This is a genomic window from Acetobacter fabarum, from assembly GCF_040702925.2.
GTDB classification, from domain to species: Bacteria; Pseudomonadota; Alphaproteobacteria; order Acetobacterales; family Acetobacteraceae; genus Acetobacter; species Acetobacter fabarum_B.
Genome location: NZ_JBFCXX020000001.1, coordinates 469,215 through 485,999 on the forward strand (window position 1 = coordinate 469,215; position 16,785 = coordinate 485,999).

13 protein-coding genes are annotated in these 16,785 nt (G+C 56.1%); 6 read left to right on the forward strand and 7 right to left on the reverse strand.

All coding sequences use genetic code 11. The features are described 5' to 3' along the window. Genes AB2L51_RS02190 through AB2L51_RS02200 form a run of 3 tightly spaced genes read right to left on the reverse strand, consistent with a single transcriptional unit; the run spans position 1 to position 4,259 of the window. Positions 1-1,524, reverse strand: coding sequence for an efflux transporter outer membrane subunit (locus tag AB2L51_RS02190; RefSeq protein WP_395580992.1), 1,524 nt, complete (start codon positions 1,522-1,524; stop codon positions 1-3). Between the two features lie 4 nt (positions 1,525-1,528). Continuing rightward, on the reverse strand, positions 1,529-2,605 hold the full coding sequence (locus AB2L51_RS02195) for an HlyD family secretion protein (RefSeq protein WP_395580928.1): 1,077 nt from the start codon (positions 2,603-2,605) through the stop codon (positions 1,529-1,531). A 16-nt stretch (positions 2,606-2,621) separates the two neighbouring features. After that, the gene (locus AB2L51_RS02200; RefSeq protein WP_395580929.1) at positions 2,622-4,259 is read right to left on the reverse strand and encodes an MFS transporter; all 1,638 of its coding nucleotides are present in this window, start codon (positions 4,257-4,259) and stop codon (positions 2,622-2,624) included. Positions 4,260-4,378: 119 nt separating this feature from the next. Here AB2L51_RS02200 and AB2L51_RS02205 point away from each other — a divergent pair, with 119 nt between their 5' ends. Further along, entirely contained in the window at positions 4,379-5,299 is a 921-nt protein-coding gene (locus tag AB2L51_RS02205) for a LysR family transcriptional regulator (protein WP_395580993.1), read from the forward strand. Between the two features lie 13 nt (positions 5,300-5,312). Here the strand turns inward: AB2L51_RS02205 and AB2L51_RS02210 are convergent, their stop codons facing one another. After that, the gene (locus AB2L51_RS02210) at positions 5,313-6,224 is read right to left on the reverse strand and encodes a LysR family transcriptional regulator (RefSeq protein WP_395580930.1); all 912 of its coding nucleotides are present in this window, start codon (positions 6,222-6,224) and stop codon (positions 5,313-5,315) included. Between the two features lie 198 nt (positions 6,225-6,422). On the opposite strand from AB2L51_RS02210, the gene AB2L51_RS02215 reads away from it, so the two are divergent. After that, positions 6,423-6,920 carry a lipocalin-like domain-containing protein gene (locus AB2L51_RS02215; RefSeq protein ID WP_395580931.1) on the forward strand — a complete coding sequence of 166 codons (498 nt, stop codon included), beginning with the start codon at positions 6,423-6,425 and terminating at the stop codon, positions 6,918-6,920. 75 nt (positions 6,921-6,995) lie between these two features. Here AB2L51_RS02215 and AB2L51_RS02220 read toward each other — a convergent pair whose 3' ends face one another. Next, positions 6,996-9,410 carry a recombinase gene (locus AB2L51_RS02220; RefSeq protein ID WP_395580932.1) on the reverse strand — a complete coding sequence of 805 codons (2,415 nt, stop codon included), beginning with the start codon at positions 9,408-9,410 and terminating at the stop codon, positions 6,996-6,998. Between the two features lie 387 nt (positions 9,411-9,797). On the opposite strand from AB2L51_RS02220, the gene AB2L51_RS02225 reads away from it, so the two are divergent. The 4 genes from AB2L51_RS02225 (at position 9,798) to AB2L51_RS02240 (ending at position 14,427) form a co-directional block, all read left to right on the forward strand. Then, positions 9,798-10,814 carry a Dyp-type peroxidase gene (locus tag AB2L51_RS02225; protein ID WP_395580933.1) on the forward strand — a complete coding sequence of 339 codons (1,017 nt, stop codon included), beginning with the start codon at positions 9,798-9,800 and terminating at the stop codon, positions 10,812-10,814. Between the two features lie 11 nt (positions 10,815-10,825). Beyond that, positions 10,826-11,638, forward strand: a complete 813-nt coding sequence (locus AB2L51_RS02230; RefSeq protein WP_395580934.1) for a family 1 encapsulin nanocompartment shell protein — start codon at positions 10,826-10,828, stop codon at positions 11,636-11,638. A gap of 224 nt (positions 11,639-11,862) precedes the next feature. Next, a complete protein-coding gene (locus tag AB2L51_RS02235) occupies positions 11,863-13,485 on the forward strand; it encodes an ABC-F family ATP-binding cassette domain-containing protein (RefSeq protein ID WP_086646799.1) in 1,623 nt (540 codons plus the stop codon). 51 nt (positions 13,486-13,536) lie between these two features. Then, positions 13,537-14,427, forward strand: a complete 891-nt coding sequence (locus AB2L51_RS02240; RefSeq protein WP_395580935.1) for a delta(1)-pyrroline-2-carboxylate reductase family protein — start codon at positions 13,537-13,539, stop codon at positions 14,425-14,427. A gap of 68 nt (positions 14,428-14,495) precedes the next feature. Here AB2L51_RS02240 and AB2L51_RS02245 read toward each other — a convergent pair whose 3' ends face one another. Together AB2L51_RS02245 and AB2L51_RS02250 are read right to left on the reverse strand one after the other, a co-directional pair. Beyond that, positions 14,496-15,563 carry a tartrate dehydrogenase gene (locus AB2L51_RS02245; RefSeq protein ID WP_395580936.1) on the reverse strand — a complete coding sequence of 356 codons (1,068 nt, stop codon included), beginning with the start codon at positions 15,561-15,563 and terminating at the stop codon, positions 14,496-14,498. Positions 15,564-15,608: 45 nt separating this feature from the next. Continuing rightward, on the reverse strand, positions 15,609-16,778 hold the full coding sequence (locus AB2L51_RS02250) for an amidohydrolase (protein WP_395580937.1): 1,170 nt from the start codon (positions 16,776-16,778) through the stop codon (positions 15,609-15,611). Positions 16,779-16,785: the final 7 nt, after the last annotated feature.

The window sequence follows — 16,785 nt, forward strand, 5'->3', positions numbered from 1 at the left end:
TCACACATGCTTGGACGTCTCTCCGGCGTCTGGGTACAGTATTTCCCAGCCACCGCCAATGGCACGGTAGAGATGCGTAACAGAACCCGCCACATGCGCGGTGGCCTCGACCAGTTCACTTTGTGAAGCCAGCAAGACGTTCTGCGCACTCAGCACATTCAAAAAGTCGGATGAACCCTGCACATACTGCGCCTGGGCAACACCAAGGGCTACCTCGTTCTGCTGTACGGCCTGCGCCAGTTCATCCCGTCTTTTCTGTGCGGCGGTAAAATCAGCCATGGCGTCATCAATTTCCTGCCATGCCTTGAGCACTGTGCGCTGGAATAAAACCGAAGCTTCCTGCTGCTGCGCCTTACGCAGGTGGAGTTGTCCAGTCAGCCGCCCGCCTTCAAAAATTGGTAGTGTCGCGGTAGGGCCAAACCCATATTGGCGGGACGCCCATGACCCAAGCCCACTAAACTGGAGCGCCTGCACATCCAGACTGCCAGACAGTGTAATACGTGGGAAAAAATCGGCCACAGCCACGCCTATACTGGCTGTGGCCGCATGGAGCCGGTCTGCCGCCATCCGAATATCCGGCCGTCGCTGTGCCAGCTCCGATGGCAGGCCGACGGGCACATAATCCGGCACTGGGGGCACCGCCGCTGGCTTCCCCAATACGGTATCAAGAGCACCGGGCTCACGCGCAACCAGAAAGCTCAGGCTATTCAGCAAATGTGTGGCCTGCGCCTGCAGGGGCGCTGCACGGGATTCAAACATGTGCAACTGCCCCGTTGCCTGCGCCACATCCAGCCGGGTTGCAGCCCCCTGCTCCAGCCGCATGGTGGTGAGTTGCACACTGTGACGGGCAATGGCGATATTATGGTCCAGAATACCAATCTGCGCCTGTGTGGCACGCAGGTCTATATAGGTCTGGGCAGTTTCAGCCATAAGGGAGACCAGTATGTCACGCCGGAATTCTTCCGTGGCATGTACGGCAGCAGTTGCCGCCTCGACCTGCCTGCGCACATGCCCCCACAGATCCACCTCCCATGAAGCATTCATTCCGTATTGTGGAAGGTTAAAAGAAGGGTTGCCAACACTCCCCGGTAACGCAGCGGGCCCAAAACCCTGAGCACCATTGGCAACGCTTCCCGCTCCGGCCTGCTCCATGCTCCCCATCAGTCCCAGAATACCATTGCTGCTCGCCCGTTCCCGCGCGTAGGAGGCATTGGCCTCCATGTGGGGGAGTTGGGCGGCACTGGCAATGCGTCGCTCCGCCCGGCTCTGCATCAACCGCAGACTGGCAGCCTGCAGGTCCAGATTGGACGCAGCGACTTCCCGCTCCAGCTGTGACAGAACCGGATCATGGAAGAGGGTCCACCAGGCAGGATCGGTTGAGGCCGTGCTGATCCGGCTTTGCGCGGGAGACTGTGTCGCCCGCCATGTCGCTGGCGCACTGACCTGAGGTTTATGGTAATCCGGCCCAACAGTGCAGCCCGCAAGGGCGAGCAATGAAAGGCCGGTGAGGAGCAGGTGCTTCATGCCGTTACTGCCAGATATAGCGTGCATCATGGGCATGTGACCCTTCGGGTTTTGAGGCTGTGTCAATATTCACTTCCACCGACATACCAACCCTGACCTTAGCCGCCATGGGCTGGTCAGGGTCAAATGTCAGCTTGACCGGAATACGCTGGACGACCTTGGTAAAGTTACCGGTGGCGTTATCTGGCTGAATGGGGGCAAAAGCCACGCCAGTGGCAGGGGCCAGTGAATCCACATGGGCCTTGAGTGGCTGGCCGGGAAATGTATCCACCCAGACAGTCGCCCGCTGGCCGGCCTGAACCTTGGTGAGTTGCGTTTCCTGAAAATTGGCAAGCACATAAGCGGACTGCGTGGGCACCACCGCCAGAATACCCGTACCCGGATGGACATAGGCCCCAACGCGCACACCGCGCTCACCCACAACCCCGTCCACCGGTGAGGGAATGGAACAATAGGACAGGTTGAGCTCTGCCTGTCTGGCGGCTCCTTGCGCGTGCAGCAGAACGCCTCTGGCATGTTCAAGCTGCGCCTGAAGCACCGCAACCTGACGCACCGCGGCATCTACCCCCGCCTGATCGCGGGTTATGGCTGCCAGTGCTTCTTTTTCATGTGCTTCGGAAGACTGCTTCTGCTCAATGGTACCGGCCCCACCGGATGAAAGGTTGCGGTAGCGTGTGGTGTTCTGGCGTGCGAACATCAGGTCAGCCTGATCTGCCAGAACAGCCGCACGGGCCTGTGCTATAAGGGCGTCCTGCCGGGTCAGTTCCGCAATCAGGTTTGCAACATCTCCCTCAGCCGCCAGCACATTGCCTTTGGCAATGTCCAATGCTGCACGGTAATCATCATCTTCAATATGGGCCAGTTCCTCACCTGCACGCACACGCTCGTTGTCCTGAGCAATAACGCGGTCTATGCGACCAGCGACCTTGGGGGCTACGGTTGTAAAATCGGCCGTAACATACGCATCATTTGTGTACTGGTTAACACCATCCCCATTAACCAGATATGCGCCGCCCCATGCAGCAAGGGCAAGAACGCCAGCAGCACATCCGGCATAAAGCAGAGGTTTTTTGTAAATCATGATCTGTTATTCCGGTTTAATGAGCGGGAGTATTGGGGGAAGGTGCACGCGGTGGATACACGCGGTGCGGCAGAACAAGATTCATGGCGGCATAACCGAGACAGACCCAGATCAGCCCGTAGTACAGATCGTTCAGTGCAAGAACCAGCGACTGCTCATGCACAAAGGTGTGGAAAACCTGCAATCCATTCCAGGCAACATGCGCACCATCGACTGATGTGCCGCCAAGCTGCTGGTCAATTGGATTACCCATACCCTGTAGCGCCAGTTGCTGTGTGCCGTGGTGATCGAGCAGCATGGTGGAATGATATTGCTCGCGTCTGCGGGTGGCGGTTGAAAAAATGGCAAAAGCGACCGCACTGGCCAACCCTTTGAGCATGTTCACCATACCGGAAATAAATGGCCCATCTGCAGGCCCCATAGCCATTGTCGCCAGCATAAGGGTGGGGATAACGGTCATGGGCTGGCCAAATACCTGAAGTATCTGAAGCGGGTAAAAATTATCCCGTACCCAGTCCACGGTCAGCCACGTGCCTAACCAGGCGGAAATGGCAAGGCACACCATGCCGCCCGCCAGCACGAAGCGGCAGTCCACCTTGCGATTATTGCATATCCAGGCGATCAGGGGCAGCATGATCAACTGAGGCAAAGCCACAACCAGAGATACCGGCACCATTTGTATCGGCCTGTAACCCCGCACGGATTGCAGGTACGCCGCCGGTATTTCCGCCATAATGGAGCAGATGGCCAGAATACCCACCAACGACAGCAGGGATGCCTGGATATTGCGCGAACGCCAGTACTGAATTCTAAAATACGGGCTTGGGTGAAACGCCTCATTGATCACAAAAACAATAAATGCCGCCCCTCCCCAGAAGGTAAGATTGGTAATGATGGGGGAACGGAACCAGTCAAGCCTGTCCCCCTGATACAGCACGATCACCAGAGAGCAGATGGATGGCAGCCCGACCAGAATGCCCAGCCAGTTGAACTTCGCAAACCGTTCAAAATACATTGGATCACGCGGCAGGCCGTAGGCCATCATGGCGATGGCAAGGGCTGCTGTGGGTATGACCTCCCAGTACAGCCAGTGCCAGCCGACATGTTCAAACCAGAATGCTTCCAGCGGCAGGCCAAGATTAGGGCCAAAAGTGGCACTCATGGCGTAGCCTCCAATGCCAAACACACGGAGCTGCGGTGGCAGGTATTTCAGCATCACGGTCATGAGCACCGGTGGCAGACACCCAGCCGATAGCCCCTGAAACGCCCGAAGAATACAAAGTGATGTTACGTCCGGCATAAAGGGAGCCGGAATGGACAGCAGCGCCAGAACCGCGGTCATGAAAATGGAAAACCGGTAGATCGAGAACGTCGTGTAGAACCAGGGGGTAAACGCCATGGCCGCTATGTTGAACGCTTCGTAAATGGCGATAAGCCACGTCCCTTCGTCATGACCAATGTGCATGGCCCCACGAATGTCGGACAGGCCGATGTCGGTCACATGCTCATTAAAACCTGCGACATGCACGGCAAGCAGCATGCCCAGACACCCGATAACGGTGCGCAGGCCAAATGGCGGAATATAGGAAAACTGCGGTGGTGACGCATGGATTACAGGCGCACCAGCCGCTGGTGCAGGAGCGGCATTTGTCATGCCTCACATGTTCCCGATCAGCATGCCAGAAACAACCCCCATTCATGGCAACTGACGATTCCACTTTTCGGAATAATAAATGGTGGTGCCTGCGCCAGATAACGTCTATTTTTGCAGCCATGAGAGGCTATGACCTAGATCTGCTGCGCTTCCTCCAGGTTCTGATAGAAGAGGAAAGCGTCTCGCTGGCGGCGAGGCGGCTGAAGGTAAGCGAGCCAGCCATGAGCCGCCATCTGGCGAAATTGCGCGTGGTTTTTGCTGACCCCATTCTGGTGCAGTCCGGCCGTAGCATGAGCGCCTCTGCCTTTGCCGCAGGCATTCTGGACAGGGTGCAGGAACTTGTTCGGGCGGCAGACAGCCTGATAGAAACACGCGCGCTGGCCAATCTGGCCAACATGGCGCCCACCTTTACCATCCGCGCGAATGATCTGGTTGTGGCATCCCTCGCCCTGCCACTCTTGCAGGCGCTGAAAAAAGAATGCCCACGCTGCGAACTGGTCTGGGCACCAGAGATTGATGACCCGGCCTCCGACCCGCTCCGCAATGGGCGCGTTGACCTCTATATTGGCGCAACGGATGTGATGAAGCCTGAAATCAGGCGCCAGACCCTGTTCCGTGACCATATGCGGGGCGTTGTACGCCGTGACCATCCTATTCTGGCAAAGCCTGTTACCCCCCAGAGCATGGCGCTTTACGATTATATCAGCGTTTCCCGCCGTGGCCGTGCTCAAGGCCCGATTGACTGGATTTTACGCAACCAGTTCGGGCTGACCCGGCGTATCGCCATGGTGGTACCCAATTACCATTGCATGGTGGAAAGCGTGAAGGAGTCTGACCTTATTCTTCCACTACCGGGTATTGTCGTAGAGCATATTTCAATCAAGGCACTAAAGCTGGCAACTTTTGAGTTTCCGTTATCCCTGCCCAGCATTGATGTTTTTCAGGCATGGCACCCACGACGGGATACGGACCCCGTGCATCGCTGGATGCGCGAAACCCTTTTCCGTGTTTCACGGCAGGTTCTGGGGTCTTACACATAATAATCAGGCAGTTTTACAAAAAACCTGCTGTGCGGATATAGGGTCGCAGATCACTCAAAAAAGCCTTGACACTTGCCCGCGTGTGCTGCCGCGTTGGCAGAACAGCGTACAGGTCAATTTTTTCGCCCTGCAGGTCTGGTAAAATACGTACCAGTTTTCCTTCTTCAAGGTCCTGATAAACGTCGCAGAGCAGCTTATAGGCAATGCCCTGCCCCGAGAGTGCCCAGTCGTGAATAATCTCGGCGTTGGTGGTGGACAGACGGGGTTCCACCATAACCACATCTGTTGCTGTCTCGTTCCCGATGACCCACTTGTTTAACAGAGCCATGGTTTTGTTTTTGCGCAGACATAAACAGTCGTGTCTGGAAATATCACGCGGGTGGGTTGGCATGGAATGGCGTGCAATATAGGCAGGGGACGCACACAGCACCCGCATTGTGGAGGCAAGGCGGGTTACCACGGCCCCCGGTGTTTCTGGCAGACCAAGACGGAGCACCACGTCCAGATAATCGTTAAAGTCATAGTTCCCTTCAGGGGCAAGAGCCAGATTGATCATCAGGCGTGGGTGTTTGGCGCTAAAGGCTTCAATAAACGGAGCGATCTGCCTGCGGCCCAGTTCCACCGGAGCACCAATGCTCAACGTGCCACGCGGCGCGTTGGTGCTGGACGATATTTCCTCTTCCAACTGGTCAATATCGGCCACAATGGTCAAAGCCCGTTCGTAGTACAAACGTCCCGTCTCGCTTAGCCCAAAATGGCGTGTGTTCCGGATGACCAGCGTACTGCCCAGCCGCATTTCCAGACGTGCCAGACGGCGGGATACCGCTGCGGGAGATGTGCCCAGACTGCGCGCCCCAGCGGAAAGACTGCCAGCATCCACCAGACTTATGAAAAAACGTAGATCCCCGGTTTCGTCATAAGACACGGCGCCTGCTCCTTTGATAACACACTCTGGTCACCCAGCTTTGCGTTTAGCGTAATATTATTTTTCCTTCACTGTCACTACCGAAGATGTGAAAGGAGAGGCATATTAAGCTCAGAACATCATGGTAAAGCGCAAAACATCCTTTGCCTATCTGTCAAAACACGGACAGATGATACGAACTAGCAACGGAATGAGACAATGCCAATGCAAGCAACCGCCGAGCGGATCAAGGAAGATTATAACGACCCTGCCTTATCGCCCGAAGACACCCTGAGACAGAACCTTATCGGCACATGGGAACTCGTGTCTTACAAGGTGGAAGAGAAAGAAACCGGCAACTTTATCAACGCAATGGGGCCAGCGCCCCGCGGCCGTGTTGTCTTTACCCCTGATGGCTGGGTCGCTTTTAACTTGGAAGGCAGCAACCGCCTTGCCGCGACAACAGATGCCGACCGCTCCCAGTTGATGAAAACACTGGTGGCCTATATCGGGCGCTACCGTGTTGAAGGTGACCAGTGGATTACCAGCGTGCAGACCGCATGGGCACCAGAATGGGTCGGTACCGAACAGCGTAGAACTGTCACCCTTGACGGTGATTACGCGGATGTTGTTACCCCATGGCGTAAAATGCCTAACTGGGCGGCCGGGCGGCTGTCGCGCAGTATTATCCGCTTCCGCCGGGCAGGCACGGCGTAACGCCGCCACACAGAACACCCCACATACAAACCATGCGTTAGGGAAGCATGGTTTGTATGTGGCAGCTTTACCCGGTCAGACCGGGCATACGCCACTTGCGCATTGCAGATGGGCCCAGTCCACAACCTCCTGCACCTTTTCATCCACAATTCCTGCGGTAATGGCTGCAAAACGACCTGCAGAAACTTCCTCCTCCGGCAGATATTCGTAGCCAAGGTCTGAATCCGCACGGCTTGGCAGCACGGCACAGCACCTGACCCCCGGCTGGTACGTAGCGACCATCGCACGGAAATTTTCCAGATCATGACGATCCGTATAAATTTTGAGCGTGTAGGAAACCTGATTCCCCTGCTCTGCACCAATCCAGTATTTTTCCAAAAGTTCCAGCCAGCGAAACTGTTCCTCCGGCGTGGCTTCCGGCGCCGTCAGAACCCGCTCTCCCATACCCAGTCGCTGGATCAGGGGCACCGTTGGAAATCCGACAATGCTCATGCCGGGAAAACTCCGTAATGACCGAACAGGGTAACCTTTTGCCTCGTATGTGGACAAAAGCGGGTCCGTACCATTTTCCCACACGCCGTCTTCACGCCGTACGCCTTTGAACTGTACCCAGCGCAGATACTGCCGTCTGGCAGGCAGGTGTGCCCCTTCGGTCAGGCCGAACAGCTTGGAAGTTGTTCCTGCGGGTTTGACCGTGGTGACCGTAACCGGGCGTTCCGTGCCCATATCCTGCGCATAGGCGTTGGCCTCTGCTTTGGCGATGCAGGAAAGCTGGCGCACAGTTTTCCAAAAAGATGCAGCCCGTTTTTCGTCCAGCATATCCTTGAAGCCAAGGCCAAACCGCAGCCATGCCCATTCATGCAGTCCGGTGGGGCCAATGCCTATGCGGTTTGTTCTGGCCACTTCCTGCGCATACAACGCATCCATCCGGTTTGCCCGCAGCAGAAAACGAACGCCCAGCCGCACGGAATCCCTTACCCGTGCATCCCATGCCTGTTCCAGCTCAAGCGGAAGATCGCCCGGAGTAACGTCCTCCAGAGGCACAGGACATGCCAGCAACGGTGCAAAATCCCCGATAACGCAATAGCCACCAGTTACGTGGAGCGTAATTTCACCACACGGGTTGGTCGTAACCGGAAAATGCGCCGTAGCCGCGCAACCAGCCAGTTCTGCCAATAATGCCGCTGCATGCGTTGCCTGATAGCGGGACGAGCGAAAATCCCTGCCATCCGCATACACGGGTTTACGGCGGGCACTGCCTGTCCGGTTATCTTCCAGCTTGTCGCCGTTAATGAAACCGGGTTCACCGTTAATCCACGCGCAACGGGTTGCTTCCGCAAACACCGTTCTTGCATGCTCGGCAAGTGGTCCTACCTGTGCTGGATCATTCACACACTGCCAGAATTCCTGATCCACCATGACCGAATGATTGGCTGTCCATAGCCCCCCTTCCTCCTTGGCACGAATAAAACGGAGGACTTCCGTGTCCCGCCACGACTTGGTGGCCATACGCGCAGCACGGCGAGCACCACCGACCTGCACCTCAACCGACAGGTAATGGTCCACACGCAACGCCTGCTCCCATTTGGGCATGCCGTTGCTGCGTGCGGGTTCAATCACATGTACGCGCACATTCAACAGCCCACGCAGGAGCGAGATCGGACCAGAGGCGGGCCGCCCCTGCATACCGGCAATAGGACTACCCGCGCAGCGAATGCGGCTGAAATCCAGCACCAGAGAGCGACCCCGCGCACCCTGAAAGGCCATAGCCTCAATCATTTCAACCGCTTTGGCCCACCCTTCACGGCTATCTTCTATAACATGCACAAGGGCATCGGGCTGTTCTGGCATGGAGGTGTGAACAAACTGGTTTAAAAAACTGCTAACCTGCGCTTCCATGTCGGCATCAAACGCATCCAGCAGTGTGCCCCATGGCAATATCTGCATTTCCAGACCAAAATGGAGCAACCCTGCCCGGTCATGCGGGTAATCCGGATGATCTTTCCCCAGCACAAAGTGCAGGTCGGGAGCCTGTGCCCAATCTACAATGCAGAGCTCATCATCATACGCACGCCCCACTCCCGAGCCATTCAGCAACAGGTAGAACTTGGCAAAGGAGCAGATAGCCGTTGCGCAATTGGTAAACACTTCCATATTGCGCCCGGGCTGATCCTTATCTCCATGCTGAAGGTGCCTGCCGGATGTCAGCAGCGCGCCGGTGGCAATGGCATTGCGCAGTTGCTGGGTTTCCCTTTCATCCACAGAGGCAAGCAGGCCCGTATTGCCTGCGGCTACTCTGCTGGCCACTGTCCCAAAACTTTCATGATCCGATGGCCGGAAGACTGTTCGCCGCCCGACGGCCTCCCCCATGCCACGATCAAGTGCACGGGCCGGCGCCGGGCGCAGGCCGAAAGCCTCTTCAAACGGGTAGCGCGACGCTGCCACAGGTCGCGCGGCAAAGGTGCTCGCGTGTAAAAAATGCCCGTTCATAGATTGACTCCATCATCTCGTCCGGCCGCAGGAAATCGGCCAAAAATCGTTCATGTTGTGTCTCGATGGAGAGAATTACACCATATCTGGTATTTGGCACGAACAAAATTCCGCACAAAACCCCGCCTCCGCGGTAAGGGCAGGATTTCCCTGAGCTTCTTCCTTATTTTTTGCGAATGCACCGCATTATTAATTCCAAGGATTAGGAGTGCAACTCATTCTCGCAGGACTCTTGTGACTGTCGCGGTTTTCCCCATGCTCCCGGTGCAACGCCTGCAATGCTCCTGCCAGCAGGCATCACGCATCTTGTATCTTGCCATCCTGCCTTATGGGCTTATGCTGTTTGCCACCGTTACCGTGTGCGTTACTACTGGGAGCTTGTGTCCGTTGTCCACACCTCAACTTGCTGATCCAAAACTGACTCAGGCCGCAGTTTTTCTGGTTCTGACCCTTAACAGCGATATTTCGGTCAATCCGCAGGTTCTGGACCTTCTGGGGGATATTTCGTCTCTTGTGCGTGGAATTGGCTTTCGTATTTCAGATGGCCAGCTGAGTTGTGTCACCGGAATTGGGTCACAGGCATGGGACCAGCTTTTTGGCGCACCGCGCCCCAAAGAACTCCACCCCTTCCGTGAGATCAATGGTGTGCACCATGCCCCGGCAACGCCGGGGGATCTGCTTTTTCATATCCGTGCAACCCAGATGGACCTCTGCTTTGAACTGGCTACGGCACTTGTGGCCCGGCTGGAAGGTGCCGCGAGTGTTGTGGATGAAGTCCACGGTTTTAAATATTTTGATGCCCGCGACCTGCTCGGCTTTGTGGATGGCACGGAAAACCCTTCTGGTCAGGTTGCCACGAATGCCACGATCATTGGTGAAGAAGACCCCAACTTTGCCGGGGGAAGCTACGTGATTGTGCAAAAATACCTGCATGACATCAAAAAATGGGATGCCATTCCCACCGAAGTGCAGGAGCACATTATTGGCCGTAAAAAGGTATCGGATATCGAATTACCCGAAGCCGCAAAGCCAAGCTACGCCCATAATGTTCTCACCAATATTGAAGAAAATGGTGAGCAACTCCAGATCGTGCGTGAAAACATGCCCTTTGGCACCATAAGCAAGGGGGAGTTTGGCACGTATTTTATTGGCTATGCCCGCTCCCCGGCCCGAACGGAGCAGATGCTCCAGAACATGTTCATTGGCAAGCCACCGGGTAATTATGACAGACTGCTGGACGTGAGCACCGCAGTAACAGGTTCGCTGTTCTTTACACCCACCTGCGAATTTCTGGACGCTGCCCCGGACATGAAAGAGCAGGCACAACCCGCCGCCCCTGCCCCTCAGCCTCCACCGCGTGACAAGCAAGACGGTTCCCTAGGCATTGGATCACTCAAGAATTAAGGACGCCAGACATGAACAACCTGCACAAACACCTTGCCCCCATTTCCGCCGAAGCCTGGTCCCAGATTGAGGAGGAAGCCACCCGCACCATCCGCCGCCATCTGGCGGGCCGCCGTGTTGTGGATACTCCAGACCCCAAAGGCACCGCTTTTGCTGGCGTTGGAACCGGGCGGGGCAAAAAAATCAACATCTCGGATACTGGTGTAATGGCGACCCAGCGGGAAGTGCTGCCTCTGGTTGAACTGCGCATTCCTTTCACCCTGTCCCGTGAAGAAATTGACGCCGTAGAACGCGGCGCTCTGGATTCAGACTGGCAGACAGTCAAGGACGCCGCGCAAAAAATTGCTTTTGCCGAAGACCACGCCATATTCAACGGCTTTGAGGCCGCAGGTATCTGTGGGCTGCGCAAAGGCACTTCCAACACACATATCAGGCTGCCGGAACAGGCCAAGGACTACCCCCACGCTGTTGCAGAAGCCCTGAACACTCTGCGCCTTGCTGGTGTCAATGGCCCCTATTCGGTTGTCCTGGGCGCACAGGCGTATCAGGCTGTCAGTGGCGGAGATGATGATGGCTACCCCGTTTGCAAACATATCGAAAGCATGATTGACGGACAAATCATCTGGGCCCCCGCCTTGGACGGAGCTTTTGTCGTTTCCATGCGCGGGGGCGATTTTGTGCTCGATATCGGTCAGGATTTCTCTATTGGTTATCTGAGCCATACGGCCGAAACCGTGGAACTCTACCTTCAGGAAAGCTTCATGTTCCGTGTACTGACCAGCGAAGCAACAGTCACTCTTGAACATACAGCCTCTGCTTCCTGACGTCTCCTTCCCTCGGCCTGTCTGAACGTCAGATAGGCTGATAAAGGGCGGCCTATGCACGGTACGGGAGCGGCCAGAACGCCCTATCGTTCATAGAGCCGCCTTTTTTGCGTGCATATCAGTCCCTGCGCAAAACTTAATGCCCGCAGCAGTTTACGAAGTCCCGGTGTTACGCGATAAGACTGCTTTGCTGTTCCCCCATAGGCGCGTTTTTCCGAGGTTTCATGATCCGTCTCGACAATATCAGTAAACATAATGGTCACCGTGTGATCTTTATCGAGGCATCAGCTGCCTTGCAAAAGGGCGAGAAAATCGGACTGGTTGGCCCCAACGGTGCAGGCAAGACCACGCTTTTCCGCCTGATTACAGGGCAGGAGGAACCGGACGAAGGGCATGTGCTGACCGACCGTGGCATCACCATCGGCTTTTTCAATCAGGACGTAGGGGAGATGGCAGGCCGCAGCGCGGTTGCCGAGGTCATGGATGGTGCTGGCCCCGTAGCCGAAGTGGGAGCAGAACTCGCCAGACTGGAAACCGCTCTGGCTGATCCCGAGCGGTTTGATGAGCTGGACACCATACTGGAGCAGTTTGGCGAGGTTCAGGCCCGTTTTGAAGAACTCGGTGGCTACGCACTGGATGGCCGCGCGCGTGAAGTGCTGCATGGGCTGGGCTTTAGCCAGGAGATGATGGACGGAGACGTGGCACTCCTGTCCGGTGGCTGGAAAATGCGTGTCGCACTTGCCCGTATTCTCCTGATGAAGCCAGACGTGATGCTGCTGGATGAGCCAAGCAACCATCTGGACCTAGAAAGCCTGATCTGGCTGGAGCAGTTTCTGGCGGGCTATGATGGCGCCCTGCTCATGACATCGCATGACCGGGCGTTCATGAACCGGATCATCAACAAGGTGATCGAAATTGACGGTGGCGCTCTGACCAGCTTTTCAGGCGATTACGAGTTCTACGAACAGCAGCGCGCCCTGAATGAAAAGCACCAGCAGGCCCAGTTTGACCGGCAACAGGCCATGCTGGCCAAGGAAGTCGCGTTTATTGAACGGTTCAAGGCACGCGCATCCCATGCGGCACAGGTGCAGAGCCGGGTTAAAAAACTGGATAAAATTGATCGGGTGGAACCACCAAAGCGTCGGCAGGCTTTGTCTTTTACATTTCCGCAGGCTCCCCGCTCGGGTGATTCCGTAGTCAACCTGCGCGGTGTGGATAAAAGCTACGGCTCGCGCGTTATCTATAAAGGTCTGGACCTGTTAATCCGGCGGCAGGAACGCTGCTGTGTGCTGGGCGTGAATGGTGCTGGCAAATCCACCCTGCTCAAGCTGGTAACCGGCACAACCGAACCCGATGCAGGCACCGTTACGCTGGGTGGCAGTGTTAAAATGGGATATTTTGCCCAGCATGCCATGGACCTGCTGGACGGCGAGCGCACGGTGTTTGAAACATTGTGCGATACCTTCCCTCTGGCCAATCAAGGGGCTTTACGCACGGTTGCAGGCGGGTTCGGCTTTTCTGGTGATGACGTGGACAAAAGCTGCAAGGTACTATCCGGTGGCGAAAAAGCCCGGCTTGTTATGGCATTGATGCTGTATGACCCGCCGAATTTTCTGGTGCTCGACGAACCAACCAACCATCTGGATATCGCGACTAAGGAAATGCTGATTGCCGCACTGGCCGATTATGATGGCACCATGCTTTTTGTCTCGCATGACCGGCATTTTCTGGCAGCCCTTTCCAACCGTGTGCTGGAACTCACCCCAGATGGCCTGCACCGCTATGATGGGGGATACACCGAATACGTCGCCCGAACCGGACGGGAAGCTCCGGGGCTGCATGAGTAGAAAAACCAGCAGACCCCGGCAACTGATCGCGGGGTGAAAGGCTATTCGGATATGAAGCACTATTCCGCAGCCCAGACCGCAGAATGCCTACCTTTTGCCAGTCTGGTCGATGCGCTGGCCGTTGCGGTGCAGGACTACGCCAATGGTGCCATCATCTGTCCCGAACGCACGGTTGTTGGTGCGCCGGAAGGGACTGGCCTGCTCATGGCCATGCCCTGTGCAAGCCCGGATATTCTGGTCACCAAGCTCTTGACCATATGCCCCGATAACGCCGGCACGTCACGCCCGACCATTCAGGGACAGGTAACCTGCGCGGATGCAAAAACGGGCGAACTCCTGTTCTCGCTCGAGGGCCCAACGGTAACCATGCGCCGCACCGCGGGCATAAGCATGCTGGGCATACGCCTGCTGGCCCGCAAACCGGTCCGTAAAGTGCTGATTATTGGCACAGGTGCACAGGCCAGCGCCCATTGTGCAGCCTTGGCCAGCCTGTACCCCCAGACAACAGTCTTTGTACGCGGCCGAACTCCCGAACGGGCAAAAGATTTTTGCGGACGGTACCAAGCCCTGCCTCTCGACCTGCGCCCAGCAGCCCCGCAGGATACCCGGTTTGATGTCATGATCACTGTTACGCCAAGTAAGGCTTGTCTGTACAATGAACAACCAACCCCAGACAGCCTGATTATTGGCGTTGGCGCTTTTAGGCCAGATATGATTGAAGTTGGACCGCGCGCTGTACACGCAAGCCAGCTTTATGTTGATGACCCGATAGGCGCACCCAGCGAAGCAGGTGATCTGCTTCAGGCTGGTGTGAACTGGTCGCACGTGCGCCCTCTTGCTTCAGCACTCCATACACCGCCTTCTTTGGAGCAGGCTGTCTTTTTCAAGTCCGTTGGGTGTGCCGCGTGGGATCTGGCTGCCTGCCGCGTTGTGGCGCACTAATCCTGCCTGAGTGTACCCACAGTCCATGTCCCCTTACACGAGGCCATGGACTATGGAGAGTGTCGTATTTACGCAGGAATATTCTGCACAATGGCGGCACCAAGTTCACGCGTGCCCGCAGTGCCACCCATATCTGGGGTACGGGGCGCTGCCGGATTTTCCAGCGTTTTTTCAATTGCCTGCATCACCAGCCCTGCGGCTTCTGGTTCCCCCAGATGTTCCAGCATCATGGCGGCAGCCCATATCTGCCCTACGGGATTGGCAATAAAGCGGCCAGCAATATCGGGTGCGGAACCGTGAACAGGCTCAAACATGGAGGGGTAAGCCCGTTCAGGGTTAATATTGGCCGAGGGGGCAACTGCTATTGTGCCCGTAACGCCCGGTCCCAGATCAGACAGAATATCCCCAAACAGATTACTGCCAACAACCACATCAAACCGCTCGGGGGACATGACAAACCGTGCGGCCAGAATATCAATATGGTACTGGTCCATCCGCACATCCGGATACTCTTTGCCAATCGCTTCAAACCGGGAATCCCAGTAGGGCATGGAATGGAAAAGACCGTTGGATTTGGTGGCTGACGTCACATGCAAACGCCCTAGTTTACGGGCATAGTCAAACGCGTAACGGAGAATACGGTCTGTTCCATAACGGGTGAATACCGCAGTCTGCATGGCTCCTTCGGATGGTGTGCCTTCACCGAACACGCCGCCAATCTGGGAATATTCGCCTTCACAGTTTTCGCGCACAATCCAGAAGTCGATATCGCCGGGCTTTTTATTAGCCAATGGGCACGGAATACCCGGCAAAAGCCGGACCGGGCGCAGGTTGACATACTGGTGAAACTCCCGCCGAATGGGAATAAGCAGTCCCCAAAGCGAAATATGGTCTGGAACGGACGGAAAGCCCACAGCACCCAGCAAAATGGAATCACTTTGCGAGAGCTGGTCAATGCCGTCCTTTGGCATCATCTGCCCGGTGCGCAGCCAGGTTTCGCAGTTCCAGTCATAATTGCGGAATTTTATTTCAAAATCGCAAATTTCCGCTACACGCTCCAGAACATTCAGGGCTTGCGGCATGACTTCCGTGCCAATACCATCTCCCGGAATAACGGCTATTTCATAAGTCCTCACGCGATTTTATCCTTATTACCAGTGCAACAGACACGTCTTTTTCAATCAGAGGGCATGCTCTTGTGTGGCGCATGTATGGGCAAGAGTATGCCAGTAGCGCACCCCTCTGGTTATGATTGAATCGTCAAAATCATAATCAGGGGAATGGAGTTTGTGAGACTCTCCATTCCCGATCATGGCATAGGCTCCGGGCTTTTTTTGCAGCATGAAGCCAAAATCCTCGGAAGCCAGACTAGGGGTAATATCCATATCCGGCGCAGGGCCACCCATTTGCGCGTCCAGTGCGCGCATGGCGTTGCGTGCAAGCTGTGTGGCATGGTGCTCGTTGACCGTAACGGGATAAGGCTGATGAAAATTCACCTGTATGGTAACGCCATGAGCCATCTGCAGCCCATTGCACAGGCGTTGCAGCCCATCCTTGAGTTCACCAAGCACCACCGGGTCCAGAGCACGCAGGGTGCCGGCCAGCCGGGCCGTTTCTGGCAATATGTTATCCGTCGTTCCTGCATCAAAAACACAGAAGGACACCACGGCAGGAATGGTGGGGTCCGTGCGGCGCGCCACCAGTAACTGGGCCTCCTGCACCAATGCAGCCCCAATGGTCAGCGGGTCCGTGCCCAGATGTGGCTGGGCGGCGTGGGACCCCTTGCCTGTAATCTGGATTGCAAAGCGCCAGCCACCTGCCATGATCGGGCCAGAACGAACCCCCATGCGCCCGGCTTCCAGCCCCGGCCAGTTATGCAGGCCAAAACAGTAATCCGTTGGAAAGAGATCAAACAGACCTTCATCTATCATGACCTGCGCACCAGCCCCGCCCTCTTCCGCAGGCTGGAAAACAAAGTGCACCCGCCCACATGGCGGTGGATCCGACTTAAGCAGTGCCGCTGCACCGAGTAGCATGGCCGTATGCCCATCATGCCCACAGGCATGCATAACCTCGGGTGTGCAGGATGCCCACGGCGTTTGTCCTGCCTCGCTTACTGGCAGGGCATCCATATCGGCGCGCAGCATAATGGCGGGGCCGGCAATTCCTGTATCCAGCGTGGCGACAACCCCTGTTCTGGCAAGGCCGGTATGGGGCGCGTAACCCAGATGACGCAAATGTTCGGCAACAAGGGCCGATGTTCTGTGCTCCTCAAACCTGAGTTCGGGATGCGCATGCAAATCCCTGCGGAGTTCAGCCAGAAAAGCCGCATCAACAGTCAATGGTTCCATAACTGTT

What these genes read in the sequence shown, in the direction of transcription:
- AB2L51_RS02195 (WP_395580928.1), bottom strand. Translation starts at nt 2,605, where the DNA reads ATGATTTACAAAAAACCTCTGCTTTATGCCGGATGTGCTGCTGGCGTT.
- AB2L51_RS02250 (WP_395580937.1), bottom strand. Translation starts at nt 16,778, where the DNA reads ATGGAACCATTGACTGTTGATGCGGCTTTTCTGGCTGAACTCCGCAGG.
- AB2L51_RS02230 (WP_395580934.1), top strand. Translation starts at nt 10,826, where the DNA reads ATGAACAACCTGCACAAACACCTTGCCCCCATTTCCGCCGAAGCCTGG.
- AB2L51_RS02215 (WP_395580931.1), top strand. Translation starts at nt 6,423, where the DNA reads ATGCCAATGCAAGCAACCGCCGAGCGGATCAAGGAAGATTATAACGAC.
- AB2L51_RS02220 (WP_395580932.1), bottom strand. Translation starts at nt 9,410, where the DNA reads ATGAACGGGCATTTTTTACACGCGAGCACCTTTGCCGCGCGACCTGTG.
- AB2L51_RS02200 (WP_395580929.1), bottom strand. Translation starts at nt 4,259, where the DNA reads ATGACAAATGCCGCTCCTGCACCAGCGGCTGGTGCGCCTGTAATCCAT.
- AB2L51_RS02190 (WP_395580992.1), bottom strand. Translation starts at nt 1,524, where the DNA reads ATGAAGCACCTGCTCCTCACCGGCCTTTCATTGCTCGCCCTTGCGGGC.
- AB2L51_RS02205 (WP_395580993.1), top strand. Translation starts at nt 4,379, where the DNA reads ATGAGAGGCTATGACCTAGATCTGCTGCGCTTCCTCCAGGTTCTGATA.
- AB2L51_RS02235 (WP_086646799.1), top strand. Translation starts at nt 11,863, where the DNA reads ATGATCCGTCTCGACAATATCAGTAAACATAATGGTCACCGTGTGATC.
- AB2L51_RS02240 (WP_395580935.1), top strand. Translation starts at nt 13,537, where the DNA reads ATGAAGCACTATTCCGCAGCCCAGACCGCAGAATGCCTACCTTTTGCC.